Annotated in this window: 19 protein-coding genes; 4 read left to right on the forward strand and 15 right to left on the reverse strand. The window is 74.7% G+C overall.

The features are described 5' to 3' along the window. Positions 1-60: 60 nt before the first annotated feature. From ACZ1IK_RS01495 to ACZ1IK_RS01535, 9 genes are all read right to left on the reverse strand, one after another. Positions 61-1,473: a Dyp-type peroxidase gene (locus ACZ1IK_RS01495; RefSeq protein WP_144918905.1), complete on the reverse strand. Its 1,413-nt coding sequence runs from the start codon at positions 1,471-1,473 to the stop codon at positions 61-63. Next, the gene (locus ACZ1IK_RS01500; protein ID WP_095694943.1) at positions 1,460-2,071 is read right to left on the reverse strand and encodes a copper chaperone PCu(A)C; all 612 of its coding nucleotides are present in this window, start codon (positions 2,069-2,071) and stop codon (positions 1,460-1,462) included. The genes ACZ1IK_RS01495 and ACZ1IK_RS01500 overlap by 14 nt, the downstream gene beginning before the upstream one ends. Before the next feature lie 103 nt (positions 2,072-2,174). After that, positions 2,175-2,858 carry a copper resistance CopC family protein gene (locus ACZ1IK_RS01505; protein WP_336643970.1) on the reverse strand — a complete coding sequence of 228 codons (684 nt, stop codon included), beginning with the start codon at positions 2,856-2,858 and terminating at the stop codon, positions 2,175-2,177. A 110-nt stretch (positions 2,859-2,968) separates the two neighbouring features. Further along, positions 2,969-3,664, reverse strand: a complete 696-nt coding sequence (locus ACZ1IK_RS01510; RefSeq protein ID WP_465098238.1) for a hypothetical protein — start codon at positions 3,662-3,664, stop codon at positions 2,969-2,971. Between the two features lie 157 nt (positions 3,665-3,821). Then, complete coding sequence (locus ACZ1IK_RS01515) at positions 3,822-4,103, reverse strand: HU family DNA-binding protein (RefSeq protein WP_002858339.1); 282 nt, start codon at positions 4,101-4,103, stop codon at positions 3,822-3,824. A 229-nt stretch (positions 4,104-4,332) separates the two neighbouring features. After that, the gene (gene rpsN, locus ACZ1IK_RS01520; protein WP_002858338.1) at positions 4,333-4,638 is read right to left on the reverse strand and encodes a 30S ribosomal protein S14; all 306 of its coding nucleotides are present in this window, start codon (positions 4,636-4,638) and stop codon (positions 4,333-4,335) included. A 1-nt stretch (position 4,639) separates the two neighbouring features. After that, positions 4,640-4,807 carry a 50S ribosomal protein L33 gene (gene rpmG / locus ACZ1IK_RS01525; protein WP_002858336.1) on the reverse strand — a complete coding sequence of 56 codons (168 nt, stop codon included), beginning with the start codon at positions 4,805-4,807 and terminating at the stop codon, positions 4,640-4,642. A gap of 1 nt (position 4,808) precedes the next feature. Beyond that, positions 4,809-5,045, reverse strand: coding sequence for a 50S ribosomal protein L28 (gene rpmB, locus ACZ1IK_RS01530; protein WP_002858335.1), 237 nt, complete (start codon positions 5,043-5,045; stop codon positions 4,809-4,811). 468 nt (positions 5,046-5,513) lie between these two features. Continuing rightward, the gene (locus ACZ1IK_RS01535; RefSeq protein ID WP_465098239.1) at positions 5,514-6,269 is read right to left on the reverse strand and encodes a VIT1/CCC1 transporter family protein; all 756 of its coding nucleotides are present in this window, start codon (positions 6,267-6,269) and stop codon (positions 5,514-5,516) included. A 167-nt stretch (positions 6,270-6,436) separates the two neighbouring features. On the opposite strand from ACZ1IK_RS01535, the gene ACZ1IK_RS01540 reads away from it, so the two are divergent. Then, positions 6,437-7,720: an NRAMP family divalent metal transporter gene (locus ACZ1IK_RS01540; RefSeq protein ID WP_036335319.1), complete on the forward strand. Its 1,284-nt coding sequence runs from the start codon at positions 6,437-6,439 to the stop codon at positions 7,718-7,720. Further along, on the forward strand, positions 7,713-8,525 hold the full coding sequence (locus ACZ1IK_RS01545) for a putative hydro-lyase (protein WP_100058596.1): 813 nt from the start codon (positions 7,713-7,715) through the stop codon (positions 8,523-8,525). Before ACZ1IK_RS01540 ends, ACZ1IK_RS01545 begins: the two co-directional genes overlap by 8 nt. Before the next feature lie 22 nt (positions 8,526-8,547). Here ACZ1IK_RS01545 and ACZ1IK_RS01550 read toward each other — a convergent pair whose 3' ends face one another. The 5 genes from ACZ1IK_RS01550 to ACZ1IK_RS01570 all read right to left on the reverse strand — a co-directional run bounded on the left by ACZ1IK_RS01550 (position 8,548) and on the right by ACZ1IK_RS01570 (position 14,900). After that, positions 8,548-9,255, reverse strand: a complete 708-nt coding sequence (locus ACZ1IK_RS01550) for a GntR family transcriptional regulator (RefSeq protein WP_036339766.1) — start codon at positions 9,253-9,255, stop codon at positions 8,548-8,550. Further along, positions 9,252-11,027, reverse strand: coding sequence for an acetyl/propionyl/methylcrotonyl-CoA carboxylase subunit alpha (locus tag ACZ1IK_RS01555; protein ID WP_102708536.1), 1,776 nt, complete (start codon positions 11,025-11,027; stop codon positions 9,252-9,254). Before ACZ1IK_RS01555 ends, ACZ1IK_RS01550 begins: the two co-directional genes overlap by 4 nt. Next, entirely contained in the window at positions 11,024-12,784 is a 1,761-nt protein-coding gene (locus tag ACZ1IK_RS01560; RefSeq protein WP_101967506.1) for a 5-oxoprolinase subunit B/C family protein, read from the reverse strand. The genes ACZ1IK_RS01555 and ACZ1IK_RS01560 overlap by 4 nt, the downstream gene beginning before the upstream one ends. Beyond that, the gene (locus tag ACZ1IK_RS01565; RefSeq protein ID WP_101967505.1) at positions 12,781-13,548 is read right to left on the reverse strand and encodes a LamB/YcsF family protein; all 768 of its coding nucleotides are present in this window, start codon (positions 13,546-13,548) and stop codon (positions 12,781-12,783) included. The genes ACZ1IK_RS01560 and ACZ1IK_RS01565 overlap by 4 nt, the downstream gene beginning before the upstream one ends. A gap of 200 nt (positions 13,549-13,748) precedes the next feature. After that, the gene (locus tag ACZ1IK_RS01570; protein ID WP_465098240.1) at positions 13,749-14,900 is read right to left on the reverse strand and encodes a glutathione S-transferase family protein; all 1,152 of its coding nucleotides are present in this window, start codon (positions 14,898-14,900) and stop codon (positions 13,749-13,751) included. A gap of 12 nt (positions 14,901-14,912) precedes the next feature. Between ACZ1IK_RS01570 and ACZ1IK_RS01575 the strand changes: the two genes are divergently transcribed. Both ACZ1IK_RS01575 and ACZ1IK_RS01580 read left to right on the forward strand, forming a co-directional pair. Next, on the forward strand, positions 14,913-15,728 hold the full coding sequence (locus ACZ1IK_RS01575) for an MBL fold metallo-hydrolase (RefSeq protein ID WP_465098241.1): 816 nt from the start codon (positions 14,913-14,915) through the stop codon (positions 15,726-15,728). 73 nt (positions 15,729-15,801) lie between these two features. Beyond that, positions 15,802-16,338: a universal stress protein gene (locus tag ACZ1IK_RS01580; protein WP_036338766.1), complete on the forward strand. Its 537-nt coding sequence runs from the start codon at positions 15,802-15,804 to the stop codon at positions 16,336-16,338. Positions 16,339-16,354: 16 nt separating this feature from the next. Here ACZ1IK_RS01580 and ACZ1IK_RS01585 read toward each other — a convergent pair whose 3' ends face one another. After that, positions 16,355-17,932, reverse strand: coding sequence for a mechanosensitive ion channel family protein (locus ACZ1IK_RS01585; RefSeq protein WP_465098242.1), 1,578 nt, complete (start codon positions 17,930-17,932; stop codon positions 16,355-16,357). Between the last annotated feature and the right edge of the window lie 75 nt (positions 17,933-18,007).

The raw sequence follows: 18,007 nt of genomic DNA on the forward strand, positions 1-18,007 counted from the left end.
TCAAAGCATGCGGACGCCCGGCGACGACGGGAGCGGCCCCGCCGTCGTCGGGCCCCTGGGTCAGGCGAACAGGGCGTCGCCCACGAACCCGCCCTCGGCGCAGCCGGGCGGGATCGCGAAGACCGCCGAGCCGACGGGCACGGTCCACAGGTTCAGGTGGTCCGACTCTGCGAGCCGGGCCTGGACGGGGACGAACTGTCGGTCCACATCCGCCTGGTAGGCGGCGAAGATCAGGCCGGAGCCCGCCTCCAGAGCCCCGCGCGGGTCATCGTAGTTGTAGCCGCGACGCAGCATCCCGTACTCGGGCTCCTCCCCGCGGGCCCGCCGCAGGTGCGCGATGTCCGAGATGACCGGGAAGCCCGTGGGGCCGACGGCGTCGAAGTCCGGCTCGTCGTGCTCCTGCTCCCCCGTGAGGGGGGCGCCGGTGCCGAGGCGACGGCCGATGACCTTCTCCTTGGCCGGGCGGTCGAGCTCGTCCCACGTGTCCATGAGCATCTCGATGCGCCGGATCACCACGGACGTGCCGTCCGCGATCCACGGGGTGACGCCCACCTGCTCGGCGCCCACGCCCCACACCACGCGGTCGAGGTGCGGGGTGCCCGCCGCCGGGTTGCCGGTGCCGTCCACCTGCCCGAAGAGGTTGCGCATCGTGGTGCCGGTGGGGTGGGCGCCGCGGGCGGAGCGGAAGCCCTCCTGCACCCAGCGCTCGGTGGCGAACGGCCGGGCCGCCTTGAGGAGCATGCGCCGGGCGTGGGCCACGGACATCCGGTCGTCGCCGCAGATCTGCAGCAGCAGGTCGCCGTCGCTGAACGCGGGGTCCAGGCGGTCGATCTGCTCGAACGCCGGCAGCGGGCGCAGCCAGGCCGGGGCCCGGTCCGGGGCCACGCGGCGGACGAGCTCGGGGCCGAAGCCGAACGTCACGGTGAGCCGCGCGGGGGCGGCGGCGAGCTCCGGCTCGGTGTCGGCGATCGTGGCGCGGCCCTGGGTCAGGCGCGCCGCGTCGTCGGTGAGCAGGCGCAGCATCCGCTCGATGCGCACCCGGTCCGTGTCCTCGTGCAAGTCGAAGGCGAGGAAGACGGCGTGGGCCTGGGCGGGGGTGTCGACGCCGGCCTGGCGCGGCCCGTGGAACGGCACGGTGTCCGTGCCCACGGGCGAGCTGACGGCCACCCGGGCGGCCTGGCCGCCGGGCTCGGCCCAGCCGGACCGGCCGACGTCGCCCTCGATGCCGGTGTCGCCCATGACCTCGGAGGGCGAGGCCCCCGCCCCGGGCGCGGCGGACGGGCCCGGGGCGGTCGAGGCCGACGCGTGGCCGGCGCCGTAGCCGAGTGCCGTGCCCAGCAGGCCGCCGCCCACCGCGCCCGCCCCGAGGAGCAGGCCGCGGCGGGAGGGACCCCCCGGGGCCGGGCGGGCGTCCTCGCGCCCGTCCGGCCCGTGGTGGTCGTCCGGCCGGACGGCGGGGTCAGTGGTCGGCATGGTCCTCCGATTCGTGGGACTCGCCGCCGTGGTACGACTCGTTGGCGCCGGTGAAGGGCCGGACCACGGAGGTGACCTCGAGGGTGGAGCCGTCCTCGAGCTCGAGGTCGTAGGTCACGTCTTCACCCGGCTCGATCGGGTCGGTCAGGCCCATGAACATCACGTGGTTGCCGCCCGGGGCGAGCTCGAAACTCCCGCCCGCGGGCACGGTGAAGCCGTCGGGGCTCTGCTGCATCACCATCTGGCCGTCCTCACCGGAGACCATCTCGTGGAGCTCGACCGTCTCGCCCAGCTCCGAGCGGACGCCGACGATGTGCAGGTCCTGGTCCGAGGAGTTCTCGAGCATGCCGAAGGAGCCGGTCATGCCCTCCTCGGTGGCCTTCGTCCAGGGGTCGGTGATCGTGAGGCCGGCGGCCTGGCCGTCCGCGGTGGACGCGGCCGACGAGGCGCCCGTGGCCGGCGCGACGCTCGAGGCGTCCGACGCGCTCGGGGCGGAGCCGGCGTCGTCTCCGGCGCAGGCCGTCAGGCCGAGGGCGGCGACGGCGAGCACGGCGGCGGCGCCGAGGCGGCGAGGGGCGCGGGGGGAGGTGGTGGTCATGTCTGTGGGGTTCCTTGTCAGGCGGGCGCGCGACGACGCGCGGGGCGTGCGGGCGCGCGAGGGCGGGGCCGGCCCCTTCAGGGGGCCGGCCGGGGATCAGAGGTCAGCGGCCGTCGTCGAGGTGGCCGAGTGCGCGGGCGCGGCGGCCCATCAGGAGGAAGGCCACGACGAGCACGGCCAGGCCGGTGATGCCGGCGACCCACACCCAGGCGGGCAGCGCGTCGGTGTCCGCGGGCTGCGCGGCGTCGGAGGCGTCCGCCTGCGCGGTCGCCTCGGCCGAGGCGGCGTCGCCCTGACCTGCCGTGGCCTCCGGGGAGGCGGCGGTCGAGGCCCCGGCGACGGCGGTGCCGCAGCCCTGGGGCGCGGTGCCGGCGGCCGGTGCGGCCGGGTCGTCCACCGCGAAGTCGAACGAGCGCTCCTCGGAGTGCCCGTCCGAGTAGACGACGCGGTAGGCGACCTCGTAGTCGCCGTTGGGCAGCCCCTCGCACAGCGGCGCGGAGAAGGTGGGGCCGTCCACGGTGCCGGCAGCGGACTGCCACTGGTTGCCGTCGGCGTCGCGGACCTGCAGGAGGTTCTGGATGCCCTCGCCGTCGATCAGCTCTCCGCTGAAGGTCAGTGAGACCTCCGACGGCGCCGTCGTGACGGTCTCGTCGACGGCGGGGGCGGTGCGGATGAGCTCGTCGTGCGCGGCCGCGGGGGCAGCCCCGGCGACGACGAGGGCGGGCAGCAGGGCGAGTCCGGCGGCGGCGCGAGCAGCGCGGCGGACAGGGGTGGTCTGGTGATGCATGGTGGTGTCCTCACGGGTCTGCCGCGGTCCCGGACGGGAGTCGCGGGCGGACCGTTCCGAAGGGTCGTCGGGCGCGGTCGGGCCTCGAGACGCGGACGGAGCCGGCGTCCTCAGGCCGCGAGGGCGAACGGCGGGCCGCGCCGCCCCGGAGAGCTGAGGAGGGCGAGGGACGTCGCCGGACGGAGCGCCGGCGGGACGGGGACCCGGACGCGGGCCGGCGTCGGCAGGGGGCCGTGCGCGGCCGGCGGCGGGCAGACGGCGGCCACCACGCGTTCGGCGATGGTGAGCACGAGGGCCTCGCCGCGCCGCAGCACCAGCACGGTGAGGACCGCGGCGATCACATGGGCCGCGAGCATGCGCAGGTCGGTCAGGTGGCCGGTGGGGGCGCCGGACAGGGCCTCCCCCGACGCCAGGAGGGCCCCGGTGCCGGGACGGGCGTGGCCGAGGTGGGCCGGGTCGACGCCGGCGGCAGGCGCCACGGCGTGCCCGCCGGCGGCGAGCCCGTAGAGCACGTGGAACAGCCCCTGGGCGATCGCGACGGCCGCGGCGGTGCGCCACAGCGAGAGGGCGCGGCCCGCCAGGGCGGTGCAGAGCGGGGCGGCGAGGACGGCCGCGAAGGCGACCACGCCGACCTCGGGGAACCCGTGGCCGGGCTCGGCGGCGGTGTGGAACAGCGCGGCCAGGGCGGTCATCGCCAGGGACCCGGCCCAGCCCCGGGCCAGACGGGCCGGTCCACGCACGACGCGCGGACGGGGGTCCTCGAGGCCGGACGGGGCCCACGGAGCGGCGGCGACGGCGCTGCGCATGCCACGACTCCTCTCCTCACGGCCCCGGTCCACGTCGGCCGGACGATCGTCCGCCCATCCTACGCGGCCGGAGACGACGACGGGCGCCCCACCCGAGGGTGGGACGCCCGTCCTGCGGCGTGCGGCGTGGGTCCGGGGACGCGCACCGCGGCCGGGATCACTCGGAGGCGGCGGCCTTGAGCTTGGAGCCGGCGGTCACCTTCACGGAGTGGCCGGCCGGGATGGTGATCTCCTCGCCGGTGCGCGGGTTGCGGCCGGTGCGCTCCTTGCGCTCGGTGCGCTCCACGGCCAGCCAGCCCGGGATCGAGACCTTCTCGCCCTTCTTGACCTGGGCGGTGAACACCTCGAAGAGGGCGTCCAGCACATCGCTGACGGCGGCCTGGGTGTTGCCGGAGCGCTCGGCGACGGCGGCGACGAGTTCCTTGCGGTTCATGGCCATGGGTCCTCCCTATGGGACGTCGGTTACGGTTCCCGGGCCGTTCGGACCGGGCTGCCAGTTGTGAACGTACCACCTCTCCGCGGGCGAATCGCCCCCTGAACCGCGAGAATCCGCGATTTCCCGTGACCCGGGCGGCCCTGATCCCCGAGGCACGACGACGGCGGCGCCCCTCCTCAGGAGGGACGCCGCCGTCGCGGTGGTGCCGAGCGCCCGGAGACCGGGCCTCAGGTCACCAGGAGGACTTGGTCACGCCGGGCAGCTCGCCACGGTGCGCCATGTCGCGGAAGCGCACGCGGGAGATGCCGAAGCGCTGGAAGGTGCCGCGGGGGCGACCGTCGATGGCGTCGCGGTTGCGCACGCGGACCGGGGAGGCGTCGCGGGGCAGCTTCTGCAGGCCCAGGCGGGCGGCCTCGCGGGCCTCGTCCGACGCGTTCGGGTCCACGAGGGTCTTGCGCAGCTCGAGACGCTTCTCGGCGTAACGGGCCACGATGGCCTTGCGCTGCTCGTTCTTGGCGATCTTGGACTTCTTGGCCATCTCAGCGCTCCTCTCGGAAGTCGACGTGCTTGCGGACCACCGGGTCGTACTTCTTCAGGGTGATGCGGTCCGGGTTGTTCCGGCGGTTCTTGCGGGTCACGTAGGTGAACCCGGTGCCGGCGGTGGACTTCAGCTTGATGATCGGACGAACGTCCTTGTCCTTGGCCATGTCAGAGCTTCACTCCCTTCGCGATCAGGTCCGCCACGACGGCGTCGATCCCGCGCACGTCGATGGTCTTGATGCCCTTGGCGGACAGCGTCAGCGTGACGTTGCGGCGCAGGGAGGGGACCCAGTAGGTCTTCTTCTGGATGTTCGGGTCGAACCGGCGCTTGGTGCGACGGTGCGAGTGGGAGATGCTGTGGCCGAATCCCGGCCCAGCCCCGGTTACCTGGCAGTGAGCTGCCATGATCACTCCTCGTGGCAAGTAGTAGTAAAAGGACGGGCGGAACCCGCATGGCGGCGAGCCGCGGACCTGTCCGCGGACACCTGTTGTGAGCCCCGCCCCGGGTGTGGACACCGCACTCTTACTGCGACTTCTCGAAAAGGGGGACCAGGCTGGGTGAGAGCCAACCGAAGTTCCTTATGGGATCGCTGGTGTGGACGGTGAGCCCCGGTCCGTCCTGAGGACGTCCCGGGATCCGGTCTGCGGGAGCGCGTTGCTTTTCCGACCCGCCGTCCGCCCGGTCACCTGACCGATGGAACGACGAGAACAACGCGGCGTGCGCCGTCCCACCTTACGCGAACCGTGGGCGTCGCTTCAACTCGGCGGGGGGCACCTGTGGTATGCGCACGGTCCTCGGCCCCCAGGGCCGCTCCGCTCGTCACGGCTCGGCGCGGCCACGGGCGCTGGGCAGGCCCACCCCTCCGGCGTGGATCAGGCGACCGACGCCCCCAGCAGCGAGCCCACCGCGAAGGTCAGGCCGAGCGCCAGGGCGCCGCCGAGGACGACGCGCACGGCCGCCCGCAGCGCGGGCGCGTCGCCGAGCCGGGCCCCGACCCAGCCGGTGACGGCGAGGGCCAGGAGGGTGACGCCGAACGTGAACGGGACGCGGAGGCCCACCGGCGCCAGGACGACCGTCAGGAAGGGCAGCAGCGCGCCCACGAGGAACGCGAGGAAGGACGCTCCGGCGGCGGCCCACGGGCTGACGACGTCCTCCTCCGCCATGCCCAGCTCCATGCGCAGATGCGCGGCGAGCGCGTCCTTCTCGGGGAGCTCCCGCGCGGCGGCCTCGGCCGTGGCCCGGCTCAGGCCGTCCGCCTCGTAGAGCTGCACGAGCTCCTCCAGCTCGCCCTCGGGATCCTCCTCGAGCTCACGGCGCTCCTTGGCGATCAGCGACTTCTGCGAGTCGGAGGACGAGGAGACGGACACGTACTCGCCCAGCGCCATGGAGAAGGCGCCGCCGACCACGGCGGCGGCGCCGGCCAGCAGGATCGGGGTGAGCGCCGTCGTCGCGCCGGCGACACCGACGACGGTGGCGGCGACGGACACGATGCCGTCGTTGGCGCCGAGCACACCCGCGCGGAGCCAGTTGAGGCGGGCATGCACGCCGCCGGAGGCGTGCGGCTCGTCGGGACCGCCCGGCGGGAGCTGATCGGCCAGGGGCGAGGACTGTTCAGACGTGTGCGACATGTCTCCATGGTCGCGGCGCGGGGCGGGGCGCGCCAGGCAGGTGAGGCGTTCCTTCGGACGGGGTGCCACGACACTCGCTCTTCCTGTTGCCAGGATTGTTCAACAACAGCTACCGTCTCCCCAGCGCCTCGTGACGCCCGTCACCTCGCCTGGCGCCCTCGACGAAGGTGACCACCGTGTCCCACGCAGACATCCCCCACGCCGGACCGGACGGCTCGACCCCCTCGGGCACCGCACCGAAGACCGACTCCCGTGCCGCGAGCGCCACCCGGCGCACCGCCCTGCTCGGCGCCATGTTCCTCATGGCCACCTCGGCCATCGGCCCCGGCTTCATCACGCAGACCGCCACGTTCACCGTCCAGATGGGTGCCGCGTTCGCGTTCGCCATCCTGGTCTCGATCCTCATCGACATCGCCGTCCAGATGAACGTGTGGCGCGTCATCGGCGTCTCCGGCATGCGCGCCCAGGAGCTGGCGAACAGCGTCCTGCCCGGCCTCGGCTGGGTCCTCGCCGCGCTCGTGTTCCTCGGCGGCATGGTCTTCAACATCGGCAACATCGCCGGCACCGGCCTCGGCGCGAACGCCATGCTCGGCGTCGACCCCCTGATCGGCGGCGCCGTCTCCGCGCTCATCGCGCTGCTGATCTTCCTCTCCAAGCGCGCCGGTGTGGCCCTGGACCGGATCGTGGTGGCGCTCGGCGCCGTCATGATCCTGCTGATGCTGTACGTGGCCATCACCTCCGCCCCGCCCGTGGGCGAGGCCCTGCGCCAGTCCGTGATGCCGGAGGAGGTCGACTTCTTCGTGATCGTCACCCTCGTGGGCGGCACCATCGGCGGCTACATCACCTACGCGGGCGCCCACCGCATGATCGACTCCGGAGTGAAGGGCGTGGACGACGTCCAGGACATCACCCGCAGCTCCGTGGCCTCGATCCTCGTGACCGGCCTGATGCGCGCCCTCCTGTTCCTGGCGATCCTCGGCGTCGTCGCCTCGGGGGCGGTGCTGTCCAAGGACAACCTGGCCGCCTCCGCCTTCCAGGCCGCCGCCGGCGACATCGGCCTGCGCATGTTCGGCATCGTCCTGTGGGCCGCCGCCGTCACCTCCGTGATCGGTGCGTCGTACACCTCGATCAGCTTCGTCACCCGCTCCACCACCAGCGCCCGCACCCGCAACCTGCTGACGGTCGCCTTCATCGTGGTCTGCACCGCCCTCTACCTGGCGCTGCGCCAGGCACCGCAGACGCTGCTCGTGTTCGCCGGCGCGTTCAACGGCATGATCCTGCCGGTCGGCTTCGCCGCCCTCCTGTACGTGGCCTGGCGCCGCCGCGACCTGCTGCACGGCTACCGCTACCCCGGGTGGCTGCTCGTGATCGGCGCGCTCGCGTGGATCGTCTCCGTGTTCATCGCGGTGCGCGGGTTCATCCCCATGGTCGAGATGATCACCGGTGCCTGAGATGACCACGACGAAACCGCTGCCGCCGCTGGACGGCGCCACGACCCCCGCGCAGGCCCGCGAGCGCTTCCGCGCGGGGCTCGTGCGGCCGACCTCGGGGATCGCCGACGGCTACGCGCAGGCGAACCTCGTCTCGATCCCGCAGGACCACGCCTACGACGTCCTGCTCTTCGCCCAGCGCAACCCCCAGGCCGTGCCGCTGCTCGGCGTCTTCGAGGCCGGCGAGGTCAACGGCCCCGCGCTGGACGGCGACGTCCGCACGGACGTGCCGCAGTACGTGGTGTACCGCGACGGCGTCGAGACGGACCGCCCCACGGATCTGCTCGACGTGTGGCGGGACGACCTCGTGACGTTCGTGATCGGCTGCTCGTTCACCTTCGAGTCCGCCCTGGTGGCCGAGGGCATCCGGATGGCCCACCAGGACGCCGGCGTGAACGTGCCGATGTACCGCACCACGCGGCGTTGCGCCTCGGCGGGCCGCCTCTCGGGCCCGCTCGTGGTCTCGATGCGCCCCATCCCCGCCGACCGCGTGGCCGACGCCGTGCGCATCACCTCCCGCTACCCCGCGGTGCACGGCGCGCCCGTGCACGTGGGCGACCCGGCCGGCCTCGGGATCACGGACCTGGCGGCACCGGACTTCGGCGACGCCGTCGAGGTCCCGCAGGGCCACCTGCCCGTGTTCTGGGCGTGCGGGGTGACGCCGCAGGCGGCGATCATGGAGTCCCGCCCGCCGCTGGCCATCACGCACGCGCCCGGGCACATGCTCATCACGGACCTGCCGGACCGGATGTTCCAGGTCCCGTGACCGTCGGGGCCCGGGGAGGCGGTCAGTCCCCCACGGCGGCGAGGTGCGCCAGGACGAACTGCTCCGCCTCGTCCAGGTAGTCGCCGAACATGGCGTGCACCGCGGGGAGGTCGCCGGCCAGCAGCCGCTCCACGATCCACCGGTTGCGGTCCGCGAACTGCACGTGCAGGCGCGTCTGCTCGTCCATGGGATGGAACGCCAGGCGCACGCGGGCCTGCACCGACGCCATGAGCCGCGTGAGCTCGGGGGCGCCGGCCAGGTCCACGATGCCGACGTGGACGCGATGGTTGGCGTCACCCAGGACCCGCGCGGGGGTGTCCGGGCCGCCCGAGAGCAGGTCCTGGGCACAGCGCAGCTGGCGCGCCGCACCGGGGGTGAGCTCGCCGTGTTCGAGGGCGCCGAGCTGGATCACCCGACGCGTGCGGTACAGCCCACGCACGTCCTCCGGACCCGGCGCCGCCACGAACACCCCGCGGTGCGGCCGGCGCTCCACGAGGCCCTCCGAGGCCAGCATGGTGAACGCCTCGCGCAGGCTGTTGCGGCTGACCTGGAGCTCGGCGGCCAGCGCCACCTCTCCCAGTCGCTCCCCCGGCACGAGCCCGGCCGCCGCGATCCGCTGCCGCAGCTGTGCGGCCGCGGCCACGGGAGCCGGAGCCGGGGCGGACTCGCCGCCGCCGACGCCGGGCGCGAGGCCTTCCCCGGTGACACCGCCGCGCGCCGGCACCCTCACGCCCCCAGCCGGGCGATCGCCTGGCCGCGCGTCACCGAGGCCGGGGTCTCGGCCACGAGGAGCTGGATCCGGCCCGCACGCGGGGCACGGATCGGCGTCTCCATCTTCATCGCCTCGACGATCGCGACCGTGTCACCCTCGACCACCTCGGCGCCGTCCTCGACCTTCCACGAGGCCAGGGTGCCGGTGACCGGCGAGGCCACGGCGCCGTCGTCGTCGGGCTTCCCGGCGCCGGCAGCGCCGGCCGGGGCCGCGGCACCCGCGCCGCCGCCTCCGAGGAGGGCCGCGTAGAGATCGGCGGGCAGGCCCAGGCGCACGGCGCGGCCGTCCAGCTCGACGGTGACGGCGGTGCGGCCGCCGGCGGGCACCTCGGCGCTCAGGTAGGGGGACTCGGCCAGCGGCTCGGCGAACTCGGACTCGATCCACGTGGTGTAGACGCCGAGGCGGTCCCCCGAGGTGAAGGCGTCCTGCTCGAGCACGGCGCGGTGGAACGGCACCACGGTGGGCACGCCGTCGATGCGCAGCTCGGCCAGGGCGTCGCGGGCGCGGGCGACGGCCTGGGCGCGGTCCTCGCCCCACACGATGAGCTTGGCGAGCAGGGAGTCGTACTCGCCCGGCACCACGGAGCCGGTGCGGACGCCGGAGTCCATGCGGACCCCGGGGCCGGTGGGGGCCTCGAACGCGTCGATCGGGCCGGGCACGGGCAGGAAGCCGTACGCCGGGTCCTCGGCGTTGAGGCGGAACTCGAGGGCGTGGCCGCGCGGCGTCGGGTCCTCGGGGATGCTCAGCGGCTCGCCGGCGGCGACGCGGAACTGCTCGCGCACCAGGTCCACGCCGAAGACCTCCTCGGTGACCGGATGCTCCACCTGCAGGCGGGTGTTCACCTCCAGGAAGCTGATGAGGCCGTCCGGGGCCACGAGGTACTCGACCGTGCCGGCCCCGGTGTACCCGGCGGCGCGGCAGATCTCGCGGGCGGAGGTGTGGATGCGCTCGCGCTGCTTGTCCGTGAGGAACGGCGCCGGGGCCTCCTCCACGAGCTTCTGGTTGCGGCGCTGCAGGGAGCAGTCGCGGGTGCCGAGCACGGCCACGTGGCCGTGCTCGTCGGCGAGGACCTGGGCCTCCACGTGGCGGGGGCGGTCCAGGAAGCGCTCCACGAAGCACTCGCCGCGGCCGAACGCGGCGACGGCCTCGCGGACGGTCGCCTCGAACGCGTCCTCGACGTCGCCGAGCTCGCGCACCACGCGGATGCCGCGGCCGCCGCCGCCGAAGGCCGCCTTGATGGCGATCGGCAGGCCGTGCTCCTCGGCGAACGCGCGCGCGGCGGCGGCGTCCGGCACGGGGCCGTCCGAACCCGGCACGAGCGGGGCGCCCGCCTGCTGGGCGAGGGAGCGGGCGGTGATCTTGTCGCCGAGGGCGCGGATGGCGTCCGGCGACGGGCCGATCCAGGTCATCCCGGCGTCGATCACGGCCTGCGCGAAGTCGGCGTTCTCGGAGAGGAAGCCGTAGCCCGGGTGCACGGCGTCGGCGCCGGCGCGGCGGGCGACGTCGAGGACCGCGTCGATCTTCAGGTAGGTGTCCGCCGAGGACGCGCCCGGCAGGTGGAAGGCCTCGTCCGCGACGGCCACGTGCAGGGCGTCGGCGTCCGGATCCGAGTAGACGGCGATCGAGGCGATGCCGTGGTCGCGGGCGGCGCGGGCCACGCGCACGGCGATCTCGCCGCGGTTGGCGATGAGCACCCGCGTGACGGGGCGGGCGGCGGGGGTGGTGGTCATGCGGGGGTCTCCTCGGAGGGCGATGCGGAGTCGACGACGGTCTCGGCGCCGGGGCGGGGATGGGGGACGAAGCGGACGCGGGCGCCCGGCGGCAGCTGGGCCGCCAGGCTGAGGTCCGCGCGGGCCACGACGCCGATCACCGGGTAGCCGCCGGTGACCGGATGGTCGGAGAGGAACAGGACGGGCTCACCCGAGGGCGGCACCTGCAGCGCGCCGCGCACGGCGCCCTCGGACTTCAGCTCGCCCTCCCGCACGCGCTCGAGCGGCGCGCCGTCGTCGGGGGCCGTGAGGCGCACGCCGATCCGGTCGGTCTGCTGGCTCACGTCCCAGTCCTGCGTGAACAGGCGCTCCAGGCCCGCCTCGCCGAACCAGTCGTCGCGGGGGCCGGGGACCACGCGCAGCACGGCCACCTGGCCGGGCGCGGGCATGGGGCGCAGCGAGGTCTCCGGGTCCCCCACCGTCGCGACGCCGGCCTCCGCCGAGGCGGGGGCGCCGGCGGCGGTCGGGCTCGCGGCGGAGGCGCCGGCGGCGCCCCTCGCATCCGGGCCGACGCGGCGGGCGAGGCGGTCCCCCGCCGTCAGCGGGGCGGGGCCGAGCCCGGACAGGGTGTCGGTCGAGCGGCTGCCGAGCACGGGCGGCACGTCGATCCCGCCCCGGAGGCCCACGTACACGCGCAGGCCGCCGACCGGCTCGTCCACCGTCAGCGTCTGGCCGTCCAGCACGACGAACGGCGTGCGGGCGGGCACCCGGCGCGTGGCGCCGTCGGCCGCGGTGATCGTCCCGCCGGCCTCGGCGCCGGCCAGGGCCATCACCTGGTGGCCGTGCGCGGTGAGGGTGAGGCCGCCCAGGGCGGTCTCCAGCACCGCCTCGCGTGAGCGGTTGCCCACGAGCCGGTTCGCCTGGCGCGCCGCGTCCCGATCGGCCGCGCCGGACACGACGACGCCGAGGTCGCCCAGGCCCGGGCGGCCCAGGTCCTGGACCAGGGTCAGGAGCCCCGGGTCCACGACGGTGACGCCGCGGCGGCCGGCCACGGACGGGAGGCCGGCCGCGGCGTCGGCGGGCGGGGTGGCGTCGACCGCCGCGTCCGTGCCGGAGGTGACGGACGCCGTCGGGCGCACGGGGACGTAGCGGACACGGTCGCCGGGCTGCAGCAGGGCGGGCTGCTCGCGGCCGAGGTCCCACAGGGCCGCGGTGGTGTGCCCCAGCAGCTGCCAGCCGCCGGGCGAGGTGCGCGGGTAGACGGCAGAGAAGGCCCCGGCGACGGCGACGGCGCCCGCGGGGACGGCCGTGCGGGGCGAGCTGCGGCGGGGCGCCTCGAACGGGGCCGCCTCGGAGGCGCAGTACATGAACCCCGGCGCGAAGCCGCCGAACGCGGCGAACCAGTCGGCCTCGCTATGGGCCCGGATGACGCCGTCGACGCCGAGCCCGGTGAGCCGGCCGACCTCGGCGAGGTCCTCACCGTCGTAGACCACGGGGATCTCGACGACGCGGCCCCCCGTCAGCTCACCGGCGTCGGGGGTGAGAGTGCTGACCCGCGGTGCGGCGTGCTCGGCGGCGGCCTGCGAGGTGAAGGTCACCAGGACGGTCGCGGCGGCGGCCATGACCTGGCGCTGGCCGCGCTCCGGGTGGGCCGTGAGGTGGGCGTGGACGGCCATGACGTCCTCGAGCGAGGCGCACTCGACGAGGAAGCCCTGGGTGCCGACCCAGCGGATCGGGCGGGCCGGCGGCTCGGCGGCGGGGTGATGTGGGGCGCTCATGCGAAGGCCTTGATGGCCACGCCCGCGCCCTCGAGCGCGCGGCGCACGGCCGCGGCCATGGCCACGGCGCCGGGTGTGTCGCCGTGCAGGCAGATGCTCTCGGCGTCGACGCGCACGTCCGTGCCGTCCACCGCCGCGACGACGCCCTCGGTGGCCAGGCGCACCATGCGGGTGGCGACGTCGTCCTCGTCGTGGAGGACCGCACCGGGCTCGCGGCGGGAGACGAGCGTGCCGTCCGGGTTGTAGCCGCGGTCCGCGAAGGCCTCGGCGACGCCGCGCAGCCCCGCAGCGGCCGCCTTGTCCAGGGCGACGGAGCCGGGCAGGAGCAGCAGCGGGAGGTCGGAGCCGAACGCCTTGACGCCGTCGACGACGGCCTGGGCGTGCGCCTCGTGACGGACGATCGTGTTGTAGAGGGCGCCGTGCGGCTTCACGTAGCGGACCCGGCCGCCGGCCGCGCGGGCGAGCGCGTCGAGGGCGCCGATCTGGTAGAGGACGTCATCGGCCAGCTCGGTGGGCGTGCAGTCCAGGAAGCGGCGGCCGAATCCGGCGAGGTCGCGGTAGCCCACGTGCGCGCCGATCGTGACGCCGGCGGCGACCGCGTCACGGCAGGTCTGGGCGATCCCCGAGGGATCGCCCGCGTGGAAGCCGCACGCGACGTTGGCGGAGGAGACGGAGGGCATGATGGCGGCGTCGTCCCCCATCGTCCACGAGCCGAAGGACTCGCCGACGTCGGAGTTCAGGTCGATCTGCGGCGCGTGAGACACGGTGCAGTCCTCTCGGATCGGGCCCGGCTGAGGTGCCGGTCACACAATCTTGAGGCATGAAGGATGATTGTTCAACAATCCCCGGCGCGCCTCCCTGGCGCCCACCCGCACCGCATGCCAACGCGGGTTGAGTTGTCGCGGGTGTCCCAGCCCGGGACCCGCGACAACTCAACCCGCGTTGCGGACCGGGCCGAGCGGCCTCACCGCAGCGGCGTGTGCTCCGGGTCCACGCGCTCGCCCTCGCGCACGGGCCCGGGCGCGGTGCCGCCACCCCACGGGTCCCCGCCGAACGCCTCACGCCCGTGCTCGCTCAGCCAGCTCGCCAGCTCCGGGCCCGCGGGCACGATGCCCGTCGGGTTGATGTCCTCGTGCACCACGTAGTAGTGCTCCTTGATCTGCACGAAGTCGATCGTGTCGCCGAAGCCCGGGGTCTGGAACAGGTCGCGCGCGTAGCCCCACAGCGCCGGCATCTCGGTCAGCTTGTTCCGGTTGCACTTGAAGTGCCCGTGGTACACGGGGTCGAACCGCACCAGCGTGGTGAACAGCCGCACGTCGGCCTCGGTGATCCGCTCCCCCATCAGGAAGCGGCGCGTCGTCAGGCGCTCCTCGAGCCAGTCCATCGCGGTCCACAGCCGCTCGTACGCGGCGTCGTACGCCTCCTGCGAGCCCGCGAAGCCGCACCGGTACACGCCGTTGTTCACCTCGGTGAACACGCGCTCGATCACCTCGAACATCTCGTCCCGCTCCGGCCCGGCGTCGGGGATCAGCTGCGGGGCGCCGTCGCGGTGGAACGCGGTCCACTCCGTCGAGAGGTCGAGGGTGATCTGCGGGTAGTCGTTGGTCACGACGCCGCCCGTCGGCACGTCCACGATCGCCGGCACCGTGATGCCCCGCGGATAGTCGGGGAACCGCGTGAAGTAGTTCTCCTGGATCCGCTCGGTGCCGAGCACAGGGTCCTTCCCGCCCTCGTCGAGGTCGAAGGTCCAGGACCGCTCGTCGTGGGTCGGCCCCGGGGTGCCCAGCGAGATCGCGTCCTCCAGGCCGAGCAGGCGCCGCACGATGATCGTCCGGTTCGCCCACGGGCACGCCCGCGCCGCCACGAGCCGGTAGCGGCCCGCCTCGACGGGCCACGCCTCGGCCCCCTCGGTGAGCCCGCCGCCCACGCGGCCGACCGTGGACGGCTCGGCCACGGGCAGGGCCCGCACGGCCTCCGGATCCGCCACGATCCGGTCCGCGATGTAGTTCGTGTCCCGCGTGAACTCCGCCCCGGACTGCACGTAGTTGCCCGTGAACCCCTCGCGCGTGTCGATGGTGCCGCGGTCCGCGGCCTGGCCGGTCTGCTGGTTCTCCATACACTCGAGCCTATGACGACGACCACCGCCACGCCCGGCCCCACGCCCGCCCCGCTGGTGCGCTGCGTGACCGCCCAGAACCCCTCCCCGATGACCCTCGCCGGCACCAACACGTACGTGGTCGCCGCACCGGACTCGGACGCGGCCGTCGTGGTGGACCCGGGCCCGGAGGACGACGTCGCCGCCCACCTCGAGCGCGTGCGTGCGGCGGCCGAGGGGCGCCGGATCGCGCTCATCCTGGTGACGCACCGGCACGCCGACCACACCGGCGGGGTGGACGCGTTCCACTCGGCCACGGGCGCGCCCGTGCGCGCCGCGGACCCGGACTGGTGCCGCGGCGGGGCGGCCGTCCTGACGCCGGACGAGCGGATCGACGTCGCCGGCACCCCGGTGCTGGCCTGGCACACCCCGGGCCACACCTCGGACTCCTACTCGTTCGCCGTCCCGGACGCGGGCGCGCACGGCGCGGTCATCACGGGCGACACCATCCTCGGCTCGGGCACCACCATGCTCGACCACCCGGACGGCACCCTCACCGACTATCTGGCCAGCCTGCGCCGCCTCGAGGCGGCGGGCCCGCTCACGGTGCTGCCCGCGCACGGGCCCGTGCCGGAGCCGCTGGACGTCGTCGCCCGCGACTACCGGCACCACCGCGAGGGCCGCCTGGAGCAGATCCGCGCCGCCCTGGCCGCGTTGCCCGAGACCGAGGCGGCGACGATCACGCCCGAGGACCTGGCCCCGCGCATCTACCCCGGCCTCACCGGCACCGTGGCCCGCGTGGCCGTCCAGACGGTGGCCGCGCACCTGCGCCACCTGCGCGAGGGCTGAGCCCCTCCGCCGCGGGCCCGGCCCGCACTACGCTGACCTCAGATCCGTCCCCTCGACCCCGCGGAGGCACCCCATGACCATCCTCGTCGGCTACGCCCCCTCGAAGTCCGCGGACGCCGCTCTGGACACCGCCCTGGACATCGCCCGCTCCACCGGCGAGCACGTGGTGGTGGTCAATGCGGGCCCCGGCGGCGAGCACCGCACCAAGTCCCTCGTCACGGAGGAGCAGCAGCGCGGCGTGCAGGCCCGGTTGGACGCCTCCGGCGTGACGGCCGAGTTCCGCCAGTACGCACGCGGCCGGTCCACGGTGGAGGAGATGAAGGACGTGGCCGCGGAGCTGGACCCGTCCATCGTGGTCATCGGCGTGCGCCGCCGCGGCGGCTTCGGCCGGTTCGTCATGGGATCGGTCTCGGACGAGCTGCTGCAGGAGATCGATCAGCCCGTGCTGTGCGTGAAGGAGTACCGGCAGTACGGGGACCACACGCCCGAGGCCGTGAGCCACGTCGCCGAGACGGACCCGGCCACCCACGGCCTGCCCGCGTCCGAGCCGATGGCCGAGCGGCGTCGGCTCACGCCCGTCGATCCCGGGGACCCGACGCTCGAGCGCTGAGCGCTCCCGCCGGGCCTCAGTCCTCGTCGTCCTGACGGCGGCGCGTGACGGCGTCGTCGAGGGGGCCGGCCGCCTGGGAGCCGGTGCCGCTGCGCCGCCCGGCCTCGTCCGCCGCCGCGGCCTCCGCCGCCTGCTTGGCCTGCTGCGCGCGCCGCTCGGCGAACGCCTCCTCGCCCGGGCCGGCGAGTTCGCGGTTGCGCTGCACCGCCGTCATCGAGCCGGTGTACAGGCCGGAGTGGTCGCCCACGCGGGTCAGCGGTGTGGTGAGGGTGTCCGGGCGCGGATCGGCGCCGTCGACGCGCGGCAGCGGCGCGGTGCGCGGGCGCGGCTCGCGGGCCGCCACCCCGGAGCCGTCCGGGCCCGGCTCGCCCGTCCGGTCGCCACCGCGGGCCGCCGCGTCGGAGCCCTCGGAGGCGGGCGCCGCGTCGTCGTGGGCGGGGTGCCGGTCCACCATGCGCTGCACCACGATGCCCTCGGGGTGCTCGTGGCGCAGGAAGGCCACGAGGTCCTCGCGCACGAGGCAGCGCAGGTCCCAGAGGTCGCCGGAGTTGCGGGCGGAGACCACGGCGCGGATGCGCACGACGCCGCCGGTCGCGTCGGTCACCTGCAGCGCGTGCTCGCGCCCGTCCCACAGGTCCGTGGACTCGAGCAGCTGGGTGAGTCGTGCGCGCAGCGCATCCATGGGCACGCGCCAGTCCACGTCCAGCTCCACGACGCCGGAGACCTCGGCGCCCACCCGCGTCCAGTTCTCGAACGGCTGGGTGGTGAAGTGCGAGGACGGGTAGACCATGCGGCGGCCGTCCCAGAGCTTGAGCACCACGTTGGACAGGGTGATCTCCTCGACGGTGCCGAACACGCCCTCCATGTCCACCACGTCGCCCACCCGGATCGCGTCCGTGAAGGCGAGCTGGAAGCCGGCGAACACGTTGGTCAGCGTGGACTGCACGGCCAGGCCGGCGATCACCGAGATCACACCGGCGGAGGCGAGCAGGCCGGCCCCGAGCGAGCGCACCTCGGGCACCCCCAGCAGGACCACGGCGACGGCCACCACCACGATCACCGCGTTGAGGATGCGCCGGATCAGGATGGTCTGCGTCCGGATGCGTCGCTCGCGGCGGTGCTCGACGCTGGTCTCCTGGTAGCGGCCGAGGATCCCCTTCTCGATCACGCCGACCAGGCGCCACGCGGCCCACGCGCCCGCCGCGGCCACGGCGATGAGCAAGAGGAACGACGCCGGCCGGTACCAGGTCTGCTCCTCGGCCATGACCCCGAGCCAGATCCGGGAGGCCAGCAGGCCGGCGGCGACGGCGGCCGGCAGGCTCAGCCGGGCGGCGCCGTGCTGGAACGCGGGGCGGCGCACGAGCACGACGCGCGCCACCTGCAGGGCCAGGTACACGACCGCCGCGCCGATCGCGAACGCCATCAGCACGGTCAGCAGCGTCCCCCATTCCACGCCGAAGGCCCGGGTGGTGGCGGCCGCCCCGTCCTGGATGTCCCCCTCCACCCCGGACGGCACGGTCTCGCCCGCCAGGAGGCGGTCCAGGGCGGTCAGCAGGGGCGGGGTCGCGAGGGCGGGCAGGACGGGGAGGACCATGACGACAGTCTGACACCCGCCCCCGGACGCACCCCGGAGAAGAGCACAATGGAGCCTGACCGTCCGCGCGGTCCG

This window comes from Micrococcus sp. CS26, assembly GCF_055522295.1.